Source organism: Vibrio sp. RC586 (assembly GCF_000176715.1).
Classification (GTDB): Bacteria; Pseudomonadota; Gammaproteobacteria; order Enterobacterales; family Vibrionaceae; genus Vibrio.
In genome coordinates this window covers 624,445-644,361 of sequence record NZ_ADBD01000007.1, presented here as the reverse complement: position 1 = coordinate 644,361, position 19,917 = coordinate 624,445, and the positions used below count along the sequence as shown (strand labels likewise).

General features: G+C 48.1%; 16 protein-coding genes. 8 read left to right on the top strand and 8 right to left on the bottom strand.

Annotated features, from left to right (window positions below):
• The first annotated feature begins 135 nt into the window (after positions 1-135).
• The 7 genes from VOA_RS11325 (at position 136) to purF (ending at position 10,469) form a co-directional block, all read left to right on the top strand.
• Entirely contained in the window at positions 136-4,470 is a 4,335-nt protein-coding gene (locus tag VOA_RS11325; RefSeq protein WP_001251091.1) for a FimV/HubP family polar landmark protein, read from the top strand.
• 106 nt (positions 4,471-4,576) lie between these two features.
• Positions 4,577-5,371, top strand: coding sequence for a tRNA pseudouridine(38-40) synthase TruA (truA, locus tag VOA_RS11330; protein WP_001216998.1), 795 nt, complete (start codon positions 4,577-4,579; stop codon positions 5,369-5,371).
• Between the two features lie 172 nt (positions 5,372-5,543).
• Complete coding sequence (accD, locus tag VOA_RS11335) at positions 5,544-6,470, top strand: acetyl-CoA carboxylase, carboxyltransferase subunit beta (RefSeq protein WP_000118588.1); 927 nt, start codon at positions 5,544-5,546, stop codon at positions 6,468-6,470.
• Positions 6,471-6,514: 44 nt separating this feature from the next.
• Positions 6,515-7,780, top strand: coding sequence for a bifunctional tetrahydrofolate synthase/dihydrofolate synthase (folC, locus tag VOA_RS11340; RefSeq protein WP_000182631.1), 1,266 nt, complete (start codon positions 6,515-6,517; stop codon positions 7,778-7,780).
• A complete protein-coding gene (locus VOA_RS11345) occupies positions 7,781-8,368 on the top strand; it encodes an SPOR domain-containing protein (protein ID WP_000157048.1) in 588 nt (195 codons plus the stop codon).
• Between the two features lie 62 nt (positions 8,369-8,430).
• On the top strand, positions 8,431-8,922 hold the full coding sequence (locus tag VOA_RS11350) for a CvpA family protein (protein WP_001104250.1): 492 nt from the start codon (positions 8,431-8,433) through the stop codon (positions 8,920-8,922).
• Between the two features lie 32 nt (positions 8,923-8,954).
• Positions 8,955-10,469 carry an amidophosphoribosyltransferase gene (gene purF / locus VOA_RS11355; protein WP_000334232.1) on the top strand — a complete coding sequence of 505 codons (1,515 nt, stop codon included), beginning with the start codon at positions 8,955-8,957 and terminating at the stop codon, positions 10,467-10,469.
• 94 nt (positions 10,470-10,563) lie between these two features.
• Here purF and VOA_RS11360 read toward each other — a convergent pair whose 3' ends face one another.
• Together VOA_RS11360 and rnt are read right to left on the bottom strand one after the other, a co-directional pair.
• Complete coding sequence (locus tag VOA_RS11360) at positions 10,564-11,889, bottom strand: Na+/H+ antiporter family protein (RefSeq protein WP_032468177.1); 1,326 nt, start codon at positions 11,887-11,889, stop codon at positions 10,564-10,566.
• Positions 11,890-11,991: 102 nt separating this feature from the next.
• Positions 11,992-12,666: a ribonuclease T gene (rnt, locus tag VOA_RS11365; RefSeq protein ID WP_000130235.1), complete on the bottom strand. Its 675-nt coding sequence runs from the start codon at positions 12,664-12,666 to the stop codon at positions 11,992-11,994.
• 274 nt (positions 12,667-12,940) lie between these two features.
• Between rnt and motY the strand changes: the two genes are divergently transcribed.
• On the top strand, positions 12,941-13,825 hold the full coding sequence (motY, locus tag VOA_RS11370) for a flagellar protein MotY (protein ID WP_001045953.1): 885 nt from the start codon (positions 12,941-12,943) through the stop codon (positions 13,823-13,825).
• A 93-nt stretch (positions 13,826-13,918) separates the two neighbouring features.
• On the opposite strand, the gene gloA is transcribed toward motY, so the two are convergent.
• From gloA to rsxC, 6 genes are read right to left on the bottom strand one after another with little or no spacing between them, the layout of a single operon-like run.
• The gene (gloA, locus tag VOA_RS11375) at positions 13,919-14,335 is read right to left on the bottom strand and encodes a lactoylglutathione lyase (protein ID WP_000064971.1); all 417 of its coding nucleotides are present in this window, start codon (positions 14,333-14,335) and stop codon (positions 13,919-13,921) included.
• A 38-nt stretch (positions 14,336-14,373) separates the two neighbouring features.
• Entirely contained in the window at positions 14,374-15,015 is a 642-nt protein-coding gene (nth, locus tag VOA_RS11380) for an endonuclease III (protein WP_001057748.1), read from the bottom strand.
• Positions 15,016-15,041: 26 nt separating this feature from the next.
• Complete coding sequence (locus VOA_RS11385) at positions 15,042-15,734, bottom strand: electron transport complex subunit E (protein WP_005511140.1); 693 nt, start codon at positions 15,732-15,734, stop codon at positions 15,042-15,044.
• Position 15,735: 1 nt separating this feature from the next.
• Positions 15,736-16,365, bottom strand: a complete 630-nt coding sequence (rsxG, locus tag VOA_RS11390; protein ID WP_000954374.1) for an electron transport complex subunit RsxG — start codon at positions 16,363-16,365, stop codon at positions 15,736-15,738.
• Between the two features lie 11 nt (positions 16,366-16,376).
• Complete coding sequence (rsxD, locus tag VOA_RS11395) at positions 16,377-17,423, bottom strand: electron transport complex subunit RsxD (RefSeq protein ID WP_000863722.1); 1,047 nt, start codon at positions 17,421-17,423, stop codon at positions 16,377-16,379.
• Positions 17,423-19,915: an electron transport complex subunit RsxC gene (gene rsxC, locus VOA_RS11400; RefSeq protein ID WP_000949739.1), complete on the bottom strand. Its 2,493-nt coding sequence runs from the start codon at positions 19,913-19,915 to the stop codon at positions 17,423-17,425. The genes rsxD and rsxC overlap by 1 nt, the downstream gene beginning before the upstream one ends.
• Positions 19,916-19,917: the final 2 nt, after the last annotated feature.

The window sequence follows — 19,917 nt, the reverse complement described above, 5'->3', positions numbered from 1 at the left end:
AATTTGTGTGAGATTGCTGCGATTATTCCGGCCGTGACACATTTTTTGCCAGCCAGTCTATAGTTTTGCCGGATGGATCCGATATATTTAACCAATCTCCGTACTTCATAATTCAAAGCACATACTGAGCCTTTTATGCGTCGATTTTTCCAACGACTTCTGCTGCCAGTGGCAGTAATAGTCGTGACTCAGATTTCTTTCGTCAGTGCAGAAAGCATTCGTCTTGTTGGTCCTGATGGCCAAGTACAACCTACGCCTCAATACAGCGATAATATTGTCCGTAATCAGGTCAGTGATGAACCGGGAACGTTTTTCGGTCCAACAACCTCGAGTCAGACGTTATGGTCGATTGCCAGTCAGTTAAGACCATCACCAAGAGTGACGGTACAGCAAACCTTGTTGGCGATTTATCAACTCAACCCTCAAGCGTTTGAAAATCAGAATATCCATACCCTTATTCCGGGAAGTACATTACGCATACCATCGTTAGCGCAAATTAGTCGTAACAGCAATCAAGAAGCGGTCAATATCATGGCTGCTCACCAAGCAAAATTAAACCAAACACCCGTTGTCACGACACCAGTACCCGCACGACCTACTCAAGTCGCTAAAACGGAAGTTGCTCCACCAGCCAACGCTGAAGAGTCACTACCCCCGAAAGTAGAGCCTAAAGCAACGCCAGAAGTAGTAAACACGATCAAGCCAAGTCCATCTACGGATAAAGAAGTGATGGCTTTGGAAGAAAAGAACCACACATTACGAGTCATGCTTTCTCAAGTGCAGTCAGAAGTCAGCACGCTTAAGCAAGAGTTAGGGGATGAAAACCGAATCCGCAGTGAAGTTGAAAAACTGTTAGAGGAAGAACGCCGTAAAGCAGAAGAAGCGCAGCGTCTTGCGCCATCAGCCATGGATAACTTGCTCTCCAATGGATGGCTAGTTGCTCTACTGGCGTTGATCCCTGGGTTATTAATTGCCATTGTGCTGCTCTTACTTTTGAATCGTCGTTCAGCAACACAGCAACAGGATATGAATCAGTCCAATGTGGTATCTGATCAAGCTGCTTCTGCGCCAATGGCTTTCGGTCCAGACCAGACTGATGATATTGGTGATGATCTGCTATTGGATGATGACCTGTTCAGCACCACGGACGAGAAAGAAGAAGCTGAGCCAGAGAAAGCATTCTCCGATGACGATGTATTTGCTGACCTTAATGAAACGGATCTCGATTTTAATCTCGATGGGCAAGACAGCGAAGATCTGTTTGTTGGGATTGATGATGATGGTGATCTGGATACTGAATTTGATGCTTTGGGTGAAAGTTCCAACGGTATCTCAGTCAATAGTGAGGACAAAGCGCTTGGGCTAGAGGAAATGGAGCGAGCGCTGAATGATGTGACTGAGCAAGTTGAGAGTGATGATCTTGCCTCATTTGATCTCGCAGATGAAGACCAAATGTCCGAGGATGACATTGAGGCTCTACTGGCTGGAGAGGAGAACAATGAACTGCTTGATGATGGCAAAGTGGATCAATCACTCCTTGATGACTTACTGGCCAGCGAATTGGACGCTTTAGATGAAGATCCAACGTTACAAGATACCGAAACGCTAGATACCCTACTGAATGATGAGCTTGACTTGCTCAATGAAGGCAGTGCTGATGAGTTTGACTTAAGTGGCGCAGGAGTCGCTGATGGCCAAGAACTCGATAATTTATTTGCCTCTATTGAAGAACAAGCCGACCTTGAACATCTAGAGGCGACAGCGGTTGATGAAACTGCGTTATTGGATGAAATGATCGATGATGTGGATAACTTAGTTGCTGAAGATAGTACCGAACTTCTTGAAGAGCTACTTGATGATATTGAGACCCCTGACATCGATGAGCTAGGGTTAGGATCCACACTGACTCAACTCGAAGATACACCGATCGAATTAGAGCTAGATAGCACGCAACTTCTGGATGAAGTTCTGGGGGAGCCAGAGCTCATCGAAGAATCGGTAGAACAGAATATTACGGAAGAAAGCACAGAGCTTCTGGATGAGTTACTGGATGATTTTGATCTGGATGATGACTCGATCAAAGCAACCGAATTTGCTGTTTCTCCGGAAAAGCTCAGTGTTGAAGATGGTACAGAGTTGTTCGATGAACTCCTTGAGATTGAACAACAGGCCGAGCAAGAGCAGCAAGAGTTGGCCGCGGAAGATGAGTTTAATAGTGACACATTTATCGATGACCTACTGAACTCAGCACCGGCTAAAGATCCTTTACTCGAGCCTCAACTGGACGAGAATGAATCATTTACACAATCCGATGATTTTGATTTCAATCCAGAGATTGAAGGCGGTATTGAGGAGGAAATCCCTCTTAAGCAAACTTTACCAGCCAATGAATTCGGTATTCCCCAAGACGATGATTGGGTCTTCGAAGAAGAAGGTACACAGGAAGCGGATGTTGCAAAAAATCTAGCTGATAATGAGTTAGAGTTGGATGAGGTACAGTCTGAAGATGATGAAGCAACTCTTGCTACACTCGAACAACCGTCTGCCAAAGAGCCACTGATTGACTCTCAAATTGAATCTGAGTCAGAGCCTCTCGCTGCTAAAGTTGCCATGCGGGAAGAGTCCGTAGATCCCGCCACTCTTGTGGATGACGATCTGTTTGATGAGTCGGCAACAGAGATGAGTGTTGAGGCACCTGAGCCTGAGCTAGCAACGAATCTTGAGCAAGACAATGAAGAGTCGTTCACAGCTCTTGATGAGCTCGACTTACCGGAGTACACCGAAGAGGACGCATTAGCCGATGCGATTCAAGAGCCAGTAGCAGAGCCTGAGCTAGCAACGAATCTTGAGCAAGACAATGAAGAGTCGTTCACAGCTCTTGATGAGCTCGACTTACCGGAGTACACCGAAGAGGATGCATTAGCCGATGCGATTCAAGAGCCAGTTGCAGAGCCTGAGCTAGCAACGAATCTTGAGCAAGACAATGAAGAGTCGTTCACAGCTCTTGATGAGCTCGACTTACCGGAGTATACCGAAGAGGACGCATTAGCCGATGCGATTCAAGAGCCAGTAGCAGAGCCTGAGCTAGCAACGAATCTTGAGCAAGACAATGAAGAGTCGTTCACAGCTCTTGATGAGCTCGACTTACCGGAGTACACCGAAGAGGATGCATTAGCCGATGCGATTCAAGAGCCAGTTGCAGAGCCTGAGCTAGCAACGAATCTTGAGCAAGACAATGAAGAGTCGTTCACAGCTCTTGATGAGCTCGACTTACCGGAGTACACCGAAGAGGACGCATTAGCCGATGCGATTCAAGAGCCAGTAGCAGAGCCTGAGCTAGCAACGAATCTTGAGCAAGACAATGAAGAGTCGTTCACCGCTCTTGATGAGCTCGACTTACCGGAGTACACCGAAGCAGATGCATTAGCCGATGCGATTCAAGAGCCAGTAGCAGAGCCTGAGCTAGCAACGAATCTTGAGCAAGACAATGAAGAGTCGTTCACAGCTCTTGATGAGCTCGACTTACCGGAGTACACCGAAGAGGACGCATTAGCCGATGCGATTCAAGAGCCAGTAGCAGAGCCTGAGCTAGCAACGAATCTTGAGCAAGACAATGAAGAGTCGTTCACCGCTCTTGATGAGCTCGACTTACCGGAGTACACCGAAGAGGATGCATTAGCCGATGCGATTCAAGAGCCAGTAGCAGCTGCTGATCATGAATCAGATTTAGCAGCAGAAGCTGAACAAGACTTCACTGCATTGAATGAATCAGCTAATGCCGATGAATCCGAAGACGCTCAGATAGTGACCACACCACAGCCAACCGAGACGGCTCAAGTCACGCAAAAACAAGGCTATGATGAAGAAGCATTACATGATTGGCTTAGTGAAAATCCTGATGGCGAAAAGCCTTTTAGTTTTGATCGTCCATTAGATGCGAAAACCATTGACAGTGCAGGCATGGATATTGATGCCATGTTGCAGATGGGCGGTGAGGATTGGAACGGTTTCCACTTAACCCCAGATCAGCAAGCTCAGTTACCTGATGAAGTACCGGAAGATGAACAAGCGATTTGGGCTAGCGAAACACCAGAACCGGAAGCTAAATCTGAAAACTGGGGATCGCAAGAAGATTTACTAGACTTCGATCCGCAGCGTGATGGCTACATGACGATTGATGAGTTAATGGCTCAGGTTGAATCGGAAGAGCAGAGCTTAAATCCTGATGAGGAAGAACTGAAACTGGATGTGGGTTTGGATGAATTCCCTGATGTGATTGGCGACATTCGAGATATTGATGTAGATAGTGGTGCAGAAGCTGCGGGTAAGTTGGATCTTGCGAAAATTTATATCGAAATGAACGATGAGAAAGGCGCAATTAAACTGCTCGAAGAGGCGATTGTTGACGGAGATGATGAGATTCGCCAACAAGCCAAACGGCTAATCGATGTTCTTAATGGGCGAGTATAATCACTCTTTAAAAGGCAGCTTAGCTGCCTTTTGCTTTTCTGGTGATTAGAAATTTATTGGCAAACTGTTTATACTTCCCGCCCCCATTTTTATTGAGACAAACAGCATGAGAATTGCGTTAGGTATTGAGTATGACGGGACTCACTACTACGGTTGGCAGCGCCAGAGAGAAGTCAAAAGTGTCCAAGAAGCGTTAGAAAAGGCGCTGAGTAAAATAGCCAACCATCCCGTTGAAGTTCAGTGTGCAGGACGAACCGATGCTGGCGTTCATGGTACAGGGCAAGTAGTACATTTTGATACTACCGCTGAACGGCAGATGGTGGCGTGGACCATGGGGGCAAACGCTAATTTACCAAAAGACATTGCTGTACGCTGGGCAACCGCGGTTCCTGATGATTTTCATGCACGATTCAGTGCTACAGCCAGACGTTATCGCTATGTCATCTACAACCATGTTTACCGTCCTGGCATTTTGAATTCTGGTGTTAGTCATTATCACGGCGAGTTAGATGTCGAAAAAATGCAGCAAGCCGGACAATACTTGCTCGGGGAAAATGACTTCACCTCATTTCGCGCGGTGCATTGCCAATCACGAAGTCCTTGGCGCAACGTCATGCACCTAAATGTGACGCGTCACGGTCGTTATGTGGTGATTGATCTTAAAGCTAATGCGTTTGTGCACCACATGGTAAGAAATATCACCGGTAGTTTGATTGCCGTTGGTCGAGGTGAACAAAAGCCTGAGTGGATCCAGTGGTTACTTGAGCAGAAGAATCGCACTTTAGCTGCCGCGACAGCAAAAGCCGAAGGACTTTATCTGGTTGATGTGGATTACCCTGCTCAATTTGGATTACCAGAAATGCCAATTGGACCACTTTTCTTACCAGATAATTTGAACTAATGGGTAGTAATTGACTCAAAAATAAACAATATTGTGCTGTAGTCGAAGAGCGAGAATAGGTACAACCAGTTTTTTGTCTACAGTTGGCATTTTCTGTGCTTTAATCCTCACGCATTTTTGTCGAATTTATCTCTCCTGCTGATGGTGGGAGATTGAGAGTAAAAGGTCTTCCATGAGTTGGCTCGAAAAAATTTTAGAGAAAAGCAACATTGGTAGTTCACGCAAAGCCTCTATTCCAGAAGGTGTTTGGACTAAGTGTACATCGTGTGAACAGGTGCTTTATTACGCGGAATTAGAGCGTAACCTAGAAGTTTGTCCTAAGTGTGATCACCACATGCGCATGAAAGCGCGCCGCCGCTTGGAAACGTTTCTTGATCAAGGTGAACGTTTTGAGTTGGGTGAAGAGCTTGAGCCGCAAGATAAACTGAAATTCAAAGATTCTAAGCGCTACAAAGAACGTATTGTTGCTGCGCAAAAAGCCAGTGGTGAGAAAGATGCACTGGTGGTAATGAAGGGTTCTGTACTCGATGTGCCTGTTGTTGCTTGTGCGTTTGAGTTCTCCTTCATGGGAGGCTCAATGGGTTCTGTAGTTGGTGCTCGCTTTGTTCGCGCGGTTGAAGCGGCGATTGAACACAACTGTGGTTTGGTTTGTTTCTCAGCCAGTGGTGGTGCACGTATGCAAGAGGCGTTGATGTCTCTAATGCAAATGGCAAAAACCAGCGCGGCGTTAGAGCGTTTGTCGAATAAAGGACTGCCGTTCATTTCGGTCATGACAGACCCAACCATGGGTGGTGTATCGGCCAGTTTAGCGATGTTAGGTGATATCAATATAGGTGAACCTAAAGCGCTGATCGGCTTTGCAGGTCGTCGTGTGATTGAGCAAACCGTTCGTGAAGACTTGCCTGAAGGATTCCAACGCAGCGAATTCTTACTTGAGCACGGTGCGATTGATATGATCGTTGATCGCCGTGATATGCGCCAACGTGTCTCTAGCCTATTGGCTAAAATGACGGGCCAAACCTCTCCGCTAGTAGTTTCTGTGAACGGCACGCCAAATGAAGCGCCTTATGCGGTACCAGAAGCCAACAAAAAAGGGTAAAGTAAGCGCTAACTAAACCACCGAATTCTATGGTTGCACGTTAGATGACTAATAAGCCAGTTCCTCAAGCCACATCTCCACTCGCGGTGTGGCTTGATTATTTAGCCCACATACACACCTCAGCAATCGATCTCGGCTTAGAGCGTGTTCAAGCCGTCGCTCAAAAAGCCAAACTGACCAAACCTGCACCAACCGTAATTACAGTGGCAGGTACCAATGGTAAAGGTTCCACTTGTGCACTCATGGAAGCGATCTTGCTTCAAGCTGGCTATTCTGTCGGCGTGTACAGCTCCCCTCATCTAATTCGTTATAACGAGCGCGTACGCATCAATGGGAAAGATCTGCCTGATGAGATGCACACCCAAGCATTTGCGCACATTGAGCAAGAGCGTGGAGAAGTGAGCTTAAGTTTGTTTGAATTTGGCACACTGGCTGCACTTTACCTTTTTGAACAGCAGAAAGTTGATGTATTGCTGCTCGAAGTGGGGCTCGGTGGTCGCCTTGATGCCACCAACGTTGTTGATCACGATGTCAGTGTGATTACTAGCTTAGCGCTAGATCATACTGATTGGCTAGGCAACGATATTACTGTCATTGGTTATGAAAAAGCGGGAATCTTCCGCTCAGGTAAACCTGCGATCTGTGGGCAACCTAAACCGCCTGCGACGGTTGCGGCGCATGCTGATGATATTGGTGCCAAACTGCATCAAGTTGAAATCCAATTCAGCTACGAAAAAACCTCAGAAACCACTTGGCACTGGCGCAGTGGGCGCTTTGAGTTAACGGACTTGCCCATTCCGTCATTGCCTTTACCCAACGCCGCGACGGCTCTGATGGCGCTCGGCTGCTCTGGGCTAGAAATCAGTGACATTGATGTTGTTGAAGGGCTACGTCATGCTCAATTGGCCGGACGCATGCAGCTGATTAGCCGTGAACCCATCATAGTGTTGGATGTGGCGCACAATCCGCATTCTGCACACTATTTAGTGGAACAACTCAAGCAGCGTTATCCGCAGCGAGTAATCCATTTGGTGTTAGGTATGCTGCATGATAAAGACATCGCCTCGACAGTGATGGAACTGAATCCAGTGGTAACACATTGGTATCCTGCATCTCTGTCTGGCCCTCGCGCTGCAACGGCGGAGCAGCTTTGCCAGTATTTACCCGCAGGCAATATTCAATATGCTAATCCGGTAGCGGCATTTGAAGCCGCGTTGACACAAGCTTCAGCACAAGATGTCATTGTGGTGGCTGGCTCTTTCCACACTGTAGGTGAAGTGTTAGAGCATTGGCAGAAGAGAGGAGAGTAGATGGCCAGTAAATTTCAAAGCCGTTTAGTTGGTACCATAGTGCTGGTGGCGATCGGTGTGATTGTTTTACCCGATGTGCTCGATGGTAAGAAAACGCACTTTAAAGAAGAGATCGCTAGCATTCCTATCAAACCGCAGCTAGAAGGTGAAGTCGAAAAGTTTGAAGTGCAGGATCCCGTTCAAGATACCATTGTGCTGCCCGAAGCACCGGTGTCCGTCACTCAAACGGGTACTGAACCCCCTTCTGTACCAGCAAGCACCGCTTCTGTACCCCAAAATCCACCACCTGCAAAAGTGGTGGAGCAGGTACCGGTTACGGCGACGAAAGTGCCAGAAACCAACGATTACCAAGATTCGGCTTGGATCATTCAGTTAATGGCGCTTAAGAATGCGGACAATGCGCGTAGTGTGGTCGCAGATTTACAAAAACGTGGCTATCAAGCGCATGTTAAACAAGAGAATGATTTTACCCGAGTGATTATTGGTCCCGATGTTTCGAAATCTAAGCTAGAAACTCAGCTACAGGAATTAGAAAAAATTACTGGCGCCAAAGGTCAATTGCTCAAATTTAAACCACTAAACCCATAAGAAAACGTTTGCGCGGCATTTTTTTCTGTTAAAATGCGCGCCAACTTAAGATGTAAGAACTCATGAACTGGTTAGATATTGTCATTTTAAGTGTGATCGGCCTGTCTGCGCTGATCAGTCTTGTTCGCGGCTTTGCGAAAGAAGCCTTGTCTTTAGTGATTTGGTTTGGGGCGTTTTATATTGCTTCTGAGTACTACGCCAAACTGGCGGTGTACTTCACCAACATTAAAGACGATATGTTCCGTAATGGAGCGGCCATCGCGGCTCTGTTCGTGGCGACTTTAATCGTGGGTGCTATCGTTAACTACGTGATCGCCCAGCTAGTCGAAAAAACAGGACTATCAGGAACCGACAGAATTCTCGGTGTGGTGTTTGGTGCACTACGCGGAGTATTGATTGTCGCAGCAGGTCTGTTCTTCATGGATGCGTTTACCGCATTTCCAAATACAGAGTGGTGGAAGAGTTCGCAGTTAGTGCCTGAATTTAGTCGCATTATTGCTCCGTTCTTTGAACACCTAAAAGCAACATCAAGTTTTCTCTCTGGCGCAATTTAGCGCCGGAGACGGTTGAAATCGAGGATTAGGACATGTGTGGTATTGTTGGAATCGTGGGAACAACGCCTGTAAACCAGTCAATTTATGACGCTTTGACTGTGTTGCAGCATCGTGGCCAAGATGCCGCGGGTATTTGTACCATAGAAAGCAATCGTTTTCGTCTGCGTAAGGCAAACGGGTTAGTCAAGGATGTCTTTGAAGCGAAACACATGCAACGCCTGCAGGGCAACGTTGGAGTCGGTCATGTGCGTTACCCTACCGCAGGCAGCTCTAGCGCCTCAGAAGCTCAACCTTTCTATGTCAACTCTCCTTTCGGTATCACACTTGCTCATAACGGCAATTTGACCAATGCGAATCAAGTTCGTCAAAAACTGTTTGAAAAAGACCGCCGTCATGTCAATACCACATCGGATTCGGAAGTGTTGCTCAATGTGCTGGCTCATGAGATTGACACAGTAAAAGGCAACGTCACTGTGGATGATGTGTTTCGCGCCGTTAGTAATGTGCACCGTACCATTCGTGGTGCTTACGCGGTGGCGGCCATGATCATCGGTCACGGTATGATTGCATTTCGTGATCCACACGGTATTCGTCCATTGTGCCTCGGTAAGCGTGAAACCAATGGTCAACATGAATACATGGTGGCTTCAGAATCGGTGGCACTGGATGCTGTGGGTTTTGACTTTGTGCGAGATGTGGCACCAGGTGAAGCGATTTATGTCACTTTTGATGGTGAGCTTTACACCAAGCAGTGTGCGGATAACCCAGCTCTGAACCCATGTATCTTTGAATTTGTTTACTTTGCGCGTCCAGATTCTTTCATCGACAAAATTTCGGTCTACAGCGCGCGCGTAGAAATGGGAAATCGCTTGGGTGAGCGCATTAAGAATGAGTACAGCGATCTCGATATTGATGTCGTGATTCCAATCCCGGAAACGTCGTGTGATATCGCATTGCAAATCGCTCAGGCGATTGAGAAGCCATATCGTCAAGGTTTTGTGAAAAACCGCTATGTTGGTCGTACCTTTATCATGCCGGGTCAGCAGCAACGTAAGAAATCCGTACGTCGTAAACTCAATGCCATTCGCTCAGAGTTTAAAGATAAGAATGTACTGTTGGTGGATGACTCAATCGTGCGTGGCACGACATCTGAGCAGATCATCGAGATGGCTCGTGATTCTGGTGCGAAGAAGGTGTACATCGTCTCTGCGGCGCCTGAAATTCGTTTCCCGAATGTGTATGGCATCGATATGCCAAGTGCCAATGAACTGATTGCTCACGGTCGTGACAATGACGCGATCTGTAAGCAAATAGGTGCGGATGCACTGATTTTCCAAACGATCGATGATCTGGTGGACGCGGTACGCTGTGGCAACCCAGATATCGTGAAGTTTGAAGCATCAGTGTTCAACGGTGAATACGTGACGGGCGATATCGATCAGCAATACTTGGATTTCCTAGAATCGATGCGCAGTGATGATGCCAAGGTACAGCGTGAAATTTTGCAAGATCTGGCGAATTTAGAACTGCACAATGAAGGCGCATAGGCGCTCTCAGTGTAATGATTTAATCGCAGCTCGATAACAAAAAGGCTTCCCGAGGGAAGCCTTTTTGTAGGTGTAATTTCTCACTACGCTGTAGTTACAGCACCATAGCGGCAATCCAGCCGAAGACAATGAGCGGCAGGTTGTAGTGGATAAAGGTTGGCACCACGGTTTCCCAAATATGCTCGTGTTGACCATCTGCATTGAGGCCAGAGGTTGGGCCTAGCGTTGAGTCTGAAGCTGGAGAACCAGCATCACCTAACGCAGCAGCGGTACCCACGAGAGCCACGGTTGCCATTGGAGAAAAACCAAACGAAAGACAGAGCGGCACATAAATGGTGGCGAGAATCGGAATGGTTGAAAAAGAGGAACCAATTCCCATCGTCACTAGTAGGCCTACGACTAACATCAGTAGAGCCGCTAAAGCTTTGTTATCACCAATGTTGGTGGATAGTGAGGCGACTAACGTTTCAACGCCTCCTGTGGCTTTCATCACTGCCGCAAAACCGGCCGCAGAAATCATGATAAAGCCAATCATCGCCATCATGTGTACGCCTTTGGTGAACACGTCATGAGTCTCTTTCCACGCAATCACGCCACCAAAAGTGAAGACCATAAAGCCCGCAAGCGCACCGATAATCATTGAACCCGTAAACAACTGCACGACCAATGCGGCAACAATCCCTACTCCAGCGATGGCGATGTGTTTGCTATTGATCGCAAAACTGTCTTGCAGAACCACTGTCAACTCAGTTTCTTGATATTCACGAGGTTTGCGGTAGCTGAAAAAGACCGCTAGCAATAGACCAAAGATCATACCAATCGCAGGCAGAATCATCGCTGTTGGCACTTGGCTGGCGGTGATGGCTTCTAATCCATTGTCATGCAGGTTTTTCAGCAGAATGTTGTTGAGGAAAATGCCCCCAAAACCGACTGGAAGTACCATGTAAGGGGTGATCAAACCAAAAGTCAGTACGCACGCGACTAAGCGGCGATCGAGCTTGAGCTTGGCAAACACGGCCAATAGAGGTGGGATCAAAATCGGGATGAACGCGATATGCACGGGAATAACGTTTTGTGATGCCATTGCCATGAGCAGCAATGAAATCAGCACAACGTATTTCAGGCCCGTAGAAGCCACATGGTTTTCTTGACCATGAATGCGACGAATCACACTTTGCGCGAGTAAGTCGGTTATGCCCGATCTAGAAATCGCGACGGCAAAGGTGCCGAGCATAGCGTAACTTAAGGCGATAGTGGCTCCGCCACCCAAACCGCTTTCAAAAGCGGCAACGGTATCATTTAAACTCATACCTGCGACTAAACCACCAACGATGGCACTGAACGTCAAAGCAACCACGACGTTCACCCGCATCAGGGCTAGCAGCAGCATGACACAAACGGAAATGACTACTGGATTCATATTTTTTCTCGGGATGTTGTGTGTTTCCCCTGCCTACCTGAAAAACAGGTGATGTGGGGATTGGCCTTACCTGTTGAAGTAGCTCATACGCAGCAGCGAGCTTCAATCTAAGTCGGCATCATTGTTATTGTCCTCATTATCATTGACCAATGGCCAGCCACCTAAAGCCTTCCATCGGTTGACAATGGTGCAGAACAGCTCTGCAGTTTTTTGGGTATCGTACAAGGCAGAATGTGCCTCGCGATTGTCAAATTCCATCCCTGCGGTTTTACACGCTTTGGCAAGCACGGTCTGCCCGAAAGCAAGACCACTCAGAGCCGCAGTATCAAACGTGGCAAAAGGATGGAATGGAACACGTTTTAATTTACAACGTTCGCTCGCCGCCATCACAAAACTATGATCAAAATGCGCGTTATGCGCCACAATGATGGCGCGGCTGCAGTCTGCGGCTTTTTGTTCTTTGCGAACCAGTTTATAAATTTCTTTTAAAGCATGATCTTCAGTGACGGCGCCACGCAGTGGGCTGAATGGGTCATAAATCCCAGTAAATTCCAATGCGGCTTTTTCAAGGTTAGCGCCTTCAAAAGGCTCGACATGAAAATGAATCGTACTTGCTGGGTGCAAATCCCCATTTTCATCCATACTCAAAGTAACGGCACAAATTTCAAGAAGGGCATCCGTCTGAGCATTGAATCCTGCGGTTTCTACATCGATAACCACAGGAAAATAACCGCGAAAGCGTTTTCTCAGGGTCTGCGCGTCATTTTTATCAGTCATGCGGGTTCTAAATTGTGTGATAAGGCTGGCATTATTGCAGATTCTGCTCGGGAGAAAAACCTAGCCTATTCAAATCAAGGCAATTAATTGCTCAAGAAAGAGGATCGGTTGTGTTTGACTGCTGAAGGTTTAGTCGGTTAACCGAGAGTCAATTCCGTTTATCGTTATCCATGTTACTATCGCGCTGGCTAGATTTTTGCATCTAAATCATCAAGTCTCGCAGGTGGCAAACCTCCACCTGAGCATGCAGTACCAGTAGTGAGAAAAAGTATTTATGAATAAATGGGTTATCACAAGTTTGTTTGCCTTGAGCACGTTGTCAGCGCCAGCTGCTTTGGCGTTGGAGGTGCGTTATGTGGCAACACCACAGCAATCTACGTGGCAAATGCAAACCAACACGCCGTTGGAATGCCGCCTTGTGCACCCGATCCCTAACTATGGGGATGCCGAGTTTTCTTCTCGTGCTGGTAAAAAAATCAACCTCGATTTTGAACTGAAAATGCGCCGTCCGATGGGCGATACTCGTAACGTTAGCTTAGTGTCTATGCCACCGATTTGGCGCCCCGGTGAGGCGGCAGATCGCATTACCAATCTACAATTCTTTAAGCAGTTTGATGGCTATATTGGCGGGCAAACGGCGTGGTCACTGTTGAGTGAGCTTGAAAAAGGGCGCTACCCAACCTTCAGCTATCAAGATTGGCAAAGTCGCGATCAACGCATCGAAGTAGCGCTGTCTGCGGTGCTCTTCCAGCAACCTTACAACGAATTTAGTGACTGCATTTCCAAGTTACTGCCTTACAGTTTCGAGGATATTTCGTTCACAATTTTGCATTACGACCAAGGCGATAGCGTTGAGTTGAACAAAGCTTCGCAAAAGCGCTTAGCTCAAATTGCCGAATATGTACGTTATAACTCCGATATTGATTTAGTGCTGGTATCGACCTACACCGATTCAACCGACACTAACAACAACAGTCAAAATCTCTCTGAAAAGCGTGCTGAAGTGCTGAGGGAATATTTTAAATCCATCGGTTTGCCGGAAGATCGAATTCAGGTGCAAGGCTATGGCAAACGTCGGCCGATTGCCGATAACGCTTCACCGATTGGCAAAGACAAAAACCGCAGGGTGGTGATTTCGCTAGGTCGTACTCAGGTGTGAAACCCTACCTATGACGATTTATTAAGAAGATGGCTTGCTATTACCCTAAAAAATACCGCCAATGGTGGCGGTATAGGGATGAAAAACGTTGAATTAACCTTCAAGACCCGCTGTCGCTTGCTTGTTTTGGATGAGTTCAATCATGTAACCATCAGGGTCTTTGACGAAAGCGATGTGCGTGGTACCGCCTTTTACAGGCCCTGGTTCACGGGTAACGATGCCACCTGCGGCTTTGATGATGTCGCAAGTGGCATAGATATCGTCAACACCAATCGCGATATGGCCGAATGCATTGCCTTTTTCATACTCAGCCACACCCCAGTTGTAGGTCAGCTCAATCACGGCTCCTTGTGATTCATCACCATAACCTAAGAAGGCGAGGGTGTACTTGTATTCGGTATTCTCATTTTTACGCAGTAGAGTCATGCCCATGACTTGGGTGTAAAACTCGATCGATTTATCCAAATCGCCGACACGTAGCATGGTGTGCAAAATACGGTGGTTTGACATAAAGGCTCCTTACTTTCCGGATAACGGTTTCTGGGAAATTAGCTTTCTGGGTACACTTTTTCTTTGAATTCACAAAGATCTTCGATGATGCAACTGCCACAGCGCGGCTTGCGTGCAATGCAAGTATAACGCCCGTGCAGGATCAGCCAGTGGTGTACATCGAGCTTAAACTCGCTCGGAACCACTTTGAGTAGCTTGTGTTCTACTTCATCAACGTTTTTACCGACCGCAAATTTGGTGCGATTGGAAACTCGGAAGATATGGGTATCCACCGCAATGGTTGGCCAGCCAAAGGCGGTGTTCAGTACTACATTGGCGGTTTTGCGCCCAACACCAGGTAGAGCTTCCAACGCTTCGCGGTCTTCCGGTACTTCACCTTGATGTTTCTCAAGCAAAATACGGCAGGTTTTGATGACGTTTTCTGCTTTGGAGTTAAACAGGCCAATCGTCTTAATGTACTCTTTGACTCCATCAACACCCAGATCGAGCATGGCTTGTGGAGTGTTGGCTACCGCATACAGTTTATCGGTGGCTTTGTTGACGCTAACATCGGTCGCTTGTGCGGAGAGCAATACCGCAATCAACAACTCAAAAGGTGAACTCCAGTTTAGTTCGGTCTCTGGCTTTGGGTTGTTAGCCCGCAGGCGCTCTAAAATTTCAATCCGTTTCGCGTTATTCATTAGACGGGTTGGCTTCCTTTACAAGGTTAGACATTGGTCACTCGTGCGCGCTCTATGGCTTGCTTTTGTTGTTTTGGTTGGCGTGCCGCAATGTGTTTATCAATCACACTTTTCGCGGCAATCAAGAAGCCAACACCGATAAAGGCACCGGGAGGTAAGAGTGCCAGCAAAAAGCTGCTGTCAAAATGGAAGATTTCGATACGCAAAACTTTGGCCCATTCACCAAGAAGCAGATCGGCGCCATCAAATAGAGTGCCGTTGCCGATGATTTCACGCAATGAACCGAGTACGACTAGCACGGAAGTCATACCGAGTCCCATCCAAAATCCATCTAATGCGGCAGGCAGGACATCATTTTTTGAAGCGAAAGCTTCGGCACGACCAATGATGATGCAGTTCGTCACAATCAGCGGAATAAAAATGCCGAGTGAGAGGTAAAGCCCGTAGGCATAAGCATTCATCAGCAGTTGTACGCAAGTCACCAGCGATGCAATGATCATAACGAAGACGGGAATGCGCACTTCTTTTGGCACATAGTCACGCACTAGAGATACTGTCACATTGGATCCAACCAATACCAGTAGGGTTGCGATACCTAACCCGAGCGCATTGGTGACGGTAGAAGAGACTGCCAGCAGTGGACACAACCCCAGCAATTGTACTAAGGCCGGGTTATTGTTCCACATTCCATTTAACATCAGAGTTCTGTTTTCACTCATGTTATTGACCCTCGCACGGATTAGGCTGACTGTGCAGCTGTTGTTTATGCTGGTTCACATACATCACCGCTTTTTTCACGGCTTGTACGACCGCGCGCGGTGTAATGGTTGCGCCAGTAAACTGATCAAACTGGCCACCATCTTTACGTACTTTCCAGTCATCTTGGTTATCTGCGGTGACCTGTTGACCGTTAAATCCTAATACCCAATTACTGATACGTAAATCAACCTTATCGCCTAATCCTGGTGTTTCTTGGTGAGCAAGCACACGCACACCCAGCACTGAACCATTATTGGCGATACCGACGATCAGTTTGATTTCACCGTTGTAGCCATCGGGTGCAATGGTTTCAATCGCAATGGCGCTTGGTTCTCCCCCCCGTTTAGCCAGATAAGCATGCATGGTTTTTGGTGTGCCAAGTTCGGCATCGTTCACCAAGGTGCAGGCTTCTGCTAGCGAGTTATCGTGGTATTTATGTGGGATCACTTGGTTCAGAACTTGCAGCAGTTGCTTCTGTTCTTGCCGTTGAATTTGGTTAGCTGTTAAAGCGTACGTCAGCGCGACCAAGCCAGTAGAAACGCAGGCAAAGACGGCGAGAATCAGACCATTTTTTCGAATTGCTGTCAGCATAAGTCGCGCTCTTAGTGTCCGTAAGTTCTGGGTTTGGTGTAGTAATCAATCAGTGGTACGCACATGTTGGCGAGCAGCACTGCAAACGCAACACCATCAGGGTAACCACCCCAGCTACGAATGATAAACACCATAGCACCGATGAAGAAACCGTAAATCAGGCGTCCCTTGTCTGTGGTGCTGGCACTGACTGGATCGGTTGCGATAAAAAATGCGCCGAGCATGGTCGCGCCTGATAAAAGATGGATAACGGGCGAAGCGGTTGTCCCCAGAGCAAAGAGCTGAGCGAGTAGCGACGTGATGACTAAACCTGCCAACATTGCCACCGGAATATGCCAACGTATGATACGCAGTTTCAGCAGCATCAGGCCGCCGAGCAGATAGGCAATATTGACCCACTCCCAACCGATACCCGCAAAACCGCTAAACTGAGGCTGAGTTAAGGTTTCACTCATGGTGTGCCCCGCTTTGAGCGAGGTTTTGATGGCATCCAGTGGGGTTGCCATGGTTACGCCATCAATACCGGTGCGGATTTGCTGTAACGACAGCCCATCACTGTTAAAGCCACCGAAAATCAGTGATACCGAATCGACCAGCGAACTGGGTTCGGCATTCAGCTCGGTTGGTGCAATCCAGCTGGTCATCTCTACTGGGAAGGAGATGAGCAGTACCACGTAAGCAATCATGGCGGGGTTAAATGGGTTTTGCCCAAGTCCACCGTAAAGATGTTTGGCTATTACGATCGCAAAGATCAAACCAATGACCACAATCCACCACGGTGAAAGCGGCGGAATGGCCACGGCTAACAACAGTGCCGTCACAACTGCACTGTAGTCGCGTAGTGCGGATACGGGGGAGCGTTTACGCAGTAGCATTATTCCTGCTTCCAGCGCCACGGCGACTGAGATAGCCAGCAGTAATTGAATCAGTGTGCCGTAGCCAAAAAAGTAGGTTTGGGCAATCAGGCCCGGCACAGCACAGGCCAATACCCAGCGCATGACATCGGCAGTATTACGTTTACTTCGTAAATGTGGGGAGCTAGCAATAAAGAAGGCCACTAGTCATTCTCCTCAGCGTTTAAATTAGATGATTGTTGTGCGGCTTTACGCGCTTTAGCACGAGCGATAGCAGCGGCAACTGCGGCTTTTTTCGGATCAGTGTCGTCATTGCTCAATGCGACTTCGGCTTGCTGAGTCTCGCTTTGCTCCGTTTCGTTTTGCTGCTGGGCTTTGCGTGCTTTAGCGCGAGCAATCGCTGCGGCTACCGCAGCTTTTTTCGGATCGGAGCCGTCATCGCTTGGCGCGCCTTCAACTTGTACGGCATCGCTTTGCTCCGTCCCGCTTTGCTCTGTTTCGTTTTGTTGCTGGGCTTTACGTGCTTTAGCGCGAGCAATCGCGGCGGCTACCGCAGCTTTTTTCGGATCGGCATCGTCATTACTTGATGCGACTTCGGCTTGCTGAGTCTCGCTTTGCTCCGTTTCGTTTTGCTGCTGGGCTTTACGTGCTTTAGCACGAGCAATCGCGGCGGCTACCGCAGCTTTTTTCGGATCGGCATCGTCATTACTTGATGCGACTTCGGCTTGCTGAGTCTCGCTTTGCTCCATTTCGTTTTGCTGCTGGGCTTTACGTGCTTTAGCGCGAGCAATGGCGGCAGCTACCGCAGCTTTTTTCGGATCGGCATCGTCATTGCTTGGTGCGACTTCGGCTTGCTGAGTCTCGCTTTGCTCTGTTTCGTCTTGTTGCTCCGCTTTACGTGCTTTGGCACGAGCGATAGCAGCAGCCACGGCAGATTTTTTGTCGTTCGCGTCATCACTGATTGGAGCTTGTGCTTCTGTCGGTTCGCCTTTTTCCGCTTTGCGTTCCCGAGCTTGGCGTTTACGCTCTTCACGCAGTTTCGCCATTTCACTGTTATCCGGCTCACTTGCGCCACTTTGTGCAGCTTCTGCCTGTTTGGCTTTGGCGCGTGCAATCGCCGCCGCAATCGCAGGTTTTACGCTGTTATCGGCTGGCTCAAGCTGCGCTTTTTGCGCTTTAACGCGTTCAATCGCAGCGGCAATGGCATCGGAGCCTCCTTGCTGCTGCATCTCTTTACGGCGATCTTCCGCCGCTTGCTTGAAGCGATTTTCGCGTTCCGCTTTGTCGCGATCCATCCGCGCTTTTTTCTCTTCAAAGCGCGCTTTAGCGCGTTCAGCGGCTTCCGCTTCTAAACTGCGGGTGCGAATTTCCGCTTTGGCTTGGCGATAATACTGCACCAAAGGAATGTCACTTGGGCAGACGTAGGCACAGGCACCGCATTCAATACAGTCTTTAAGATTTAACTCTTCACACTTATCAAACTCTTGCGCCTTGGCATGCCATTGTAACTGCTGGGGTAACAATGAAACCGGGCAAGCATCCGCACACTGACCGCAGCGAATACAGGCCATTTCATGATCACTGCTGGTTAACTCATTGCGTGTTGGCGCGAGAATGCAGTTAGCGGTTTTGGTGATCGGTACTTGCGCGTGTGGCAGGGTGAAACCCATCATCGGGCCGCCCATGATTAGGCGCGGTAGCTTTTTATCAACCTTGTAACCAAACTCATTGAGCAGAGCTTGTACTGGAGTGCCGAGCAGCGCCCAAACGTTACGCGGCTTACGGAAACAATCACCGGTGAGCGTTACAACGCGGCGGATCAGTGGCTCGCCATGCAAAATGGCGCGCGCAATCGCCTGTAAAGAACCGACGTTTTGTACCAACAGACCAATATCAGCAGGAATGCCGCCTTTCGGAACTTCCAAGTTAGTCAGGATCTTGATGAGTTGCTTCTCACCGCCTGACGGGTATTTGGTTGGGATAACGCGGATCACCATCGGCTTATCTTGCGCGGCTTGTTGCAGCGCAGCAACGGCTTCCGGTTTGTTATCTTCAATCCCGATGATGGTCAGTTTGGGCTTTAAAATGTGCTCAACAATCTCGATGCCCTGAATGATTTCTTGGGCATATTGACGCATTAACACATCATCTGCGGTGATATAAGGCTCACACTCGGCGGCGTTAATGATCAAAATCTCGGTGCGTGATAGCCCAGATTGCAGTTTCTTCGCGGTTGGGAAACCTGCACCGCCCATGCCTGAAATACCAGCCTGACGGATCAGCTCCAACAGTGTCTCGGGTGACAACTGTTGATAATCCGGCTGTGGCTGCAATTCGAACCATTCTTCTTGTTGGTCTGGTGTCAGTACAATACACAGCTCGCTCAAACCGGAAGGGTGAGCCACCGTACGCGGTTCAATAGCGCTAATGACGCCTGAAGTCGGCGCATGAATCGGCAGCATGAAGGTCGAAGTGTATTGCGTCAGCGGCTGGCCTTTTAAGACACGGTCGCCCACTTTAACCAGCAAATCGCCTGCCTTACCAATGTGCTGTTTGAGCGGCAGTACCAGCTCATTCGGAATGCTCGCATTGATAATCGGCTGACGGTTGGATTGATGTTTATTTTCAAATGGATGAATGCCGCCGGGGAAGTCCCAAAGCTTGCCTGATTTGATTTGTTCGATTAATGACAGCATAC

Coding starts and splice junctions, on each gene's coding strand:
- VOA_RS11325 (WP_001251091.1), top strand. CDS start 136: ATGCGTCGATTTTTCCAACGACTTCTGCTGCCAGTGGCAGTAATAGTC.
- truA (WP_001216998.1), top strand. CDS start 4,577: ATGAGAATTGCGTTAGGTATTGAGTATGACGGGACTCACTACTACGGT.
- accD (WP_000118588.1), top strand. CDS start 5,544: ATGAGTTGGCTCGAAAAAATTTTAGAGAAAAGCAACATTGGTAGTTCA.
- folC (WP_000182631.1), top strand. CDS start 6,515: ATGACTAATAAGCCAGTTCCTCAAGCCACATCTCCACTCGCGGTGTGG.
- VOA_RS11345 (WP_000157048.1), top strand. CDS start 7,781: ATGGCCAGTAAATTTCAAAGCCGTTTAGTTGGTACCATAGTGCTGGTG.
- VOA_RS11350 (WP_001104250.1), top strand. CDS start 8,431: ATGAACTGGTTAGATATTGTCATTTTAAGTGTGATCGGCCTGTCTGCG.
- purF (WP_000334232.1), top strand. CDS start 8,955: ATGTGTGGTATTGTTGGAATCGTGGGAACAACGCCTGTAAACCAGTCA.
- VOA_RS11360 (WP_032468177.1), bottom strand. CDS start 11,889: ATGAATCCAGTAGTCATTTCCGTTTGTGTCATGCTGCTGCTAGCCCTG.
- rnt (WP_000130235.1), bottom strand. CDS start 12,666: ATGACTGATAAAAATGACGCGCAGACCCTGAGAAAACGCTTTCGCGGT.
- motY (WP_001045953.1), top strand. CDS start 12,941: ATGAATAAATGGGTTATCACAAGTTTGTTTGCCTTGAGCACGTTGTCA.
- gloA (WP_000064971.1), bottom strand. CDS start 14,335: ATGTCAAACCACCGTATTTTGCACACCATGCTACGTGTCGGCGATTTG.
- nth (WP_001057748.1), bottom strand. CDS start 15,015: ATGAATAACGCGAAACGGATTGAAATTTTAGAGCGCCTGCGGGCTAAC.
- VOA_RS11385 (WP_005511140.1), bottom strand. CDS start 15,734: ATGAGTGAAAACAGAACTCTGATGTTAAATGGAATGTGGAACAATAAC.
- rsxG (WP_000954374.1), bottom strand. CDS start 16,365: ATGCTGACAGCAATTCGAAAAAATGGTCTGATTCTCGCCGTCTTTGCC.
- rsxC (WP_000949739.1), bottom strand. CDS start 19,915: ATGCTGTCATTAATCGAACAAATCAAATCAGGCAAGCTTTGGGACTTC.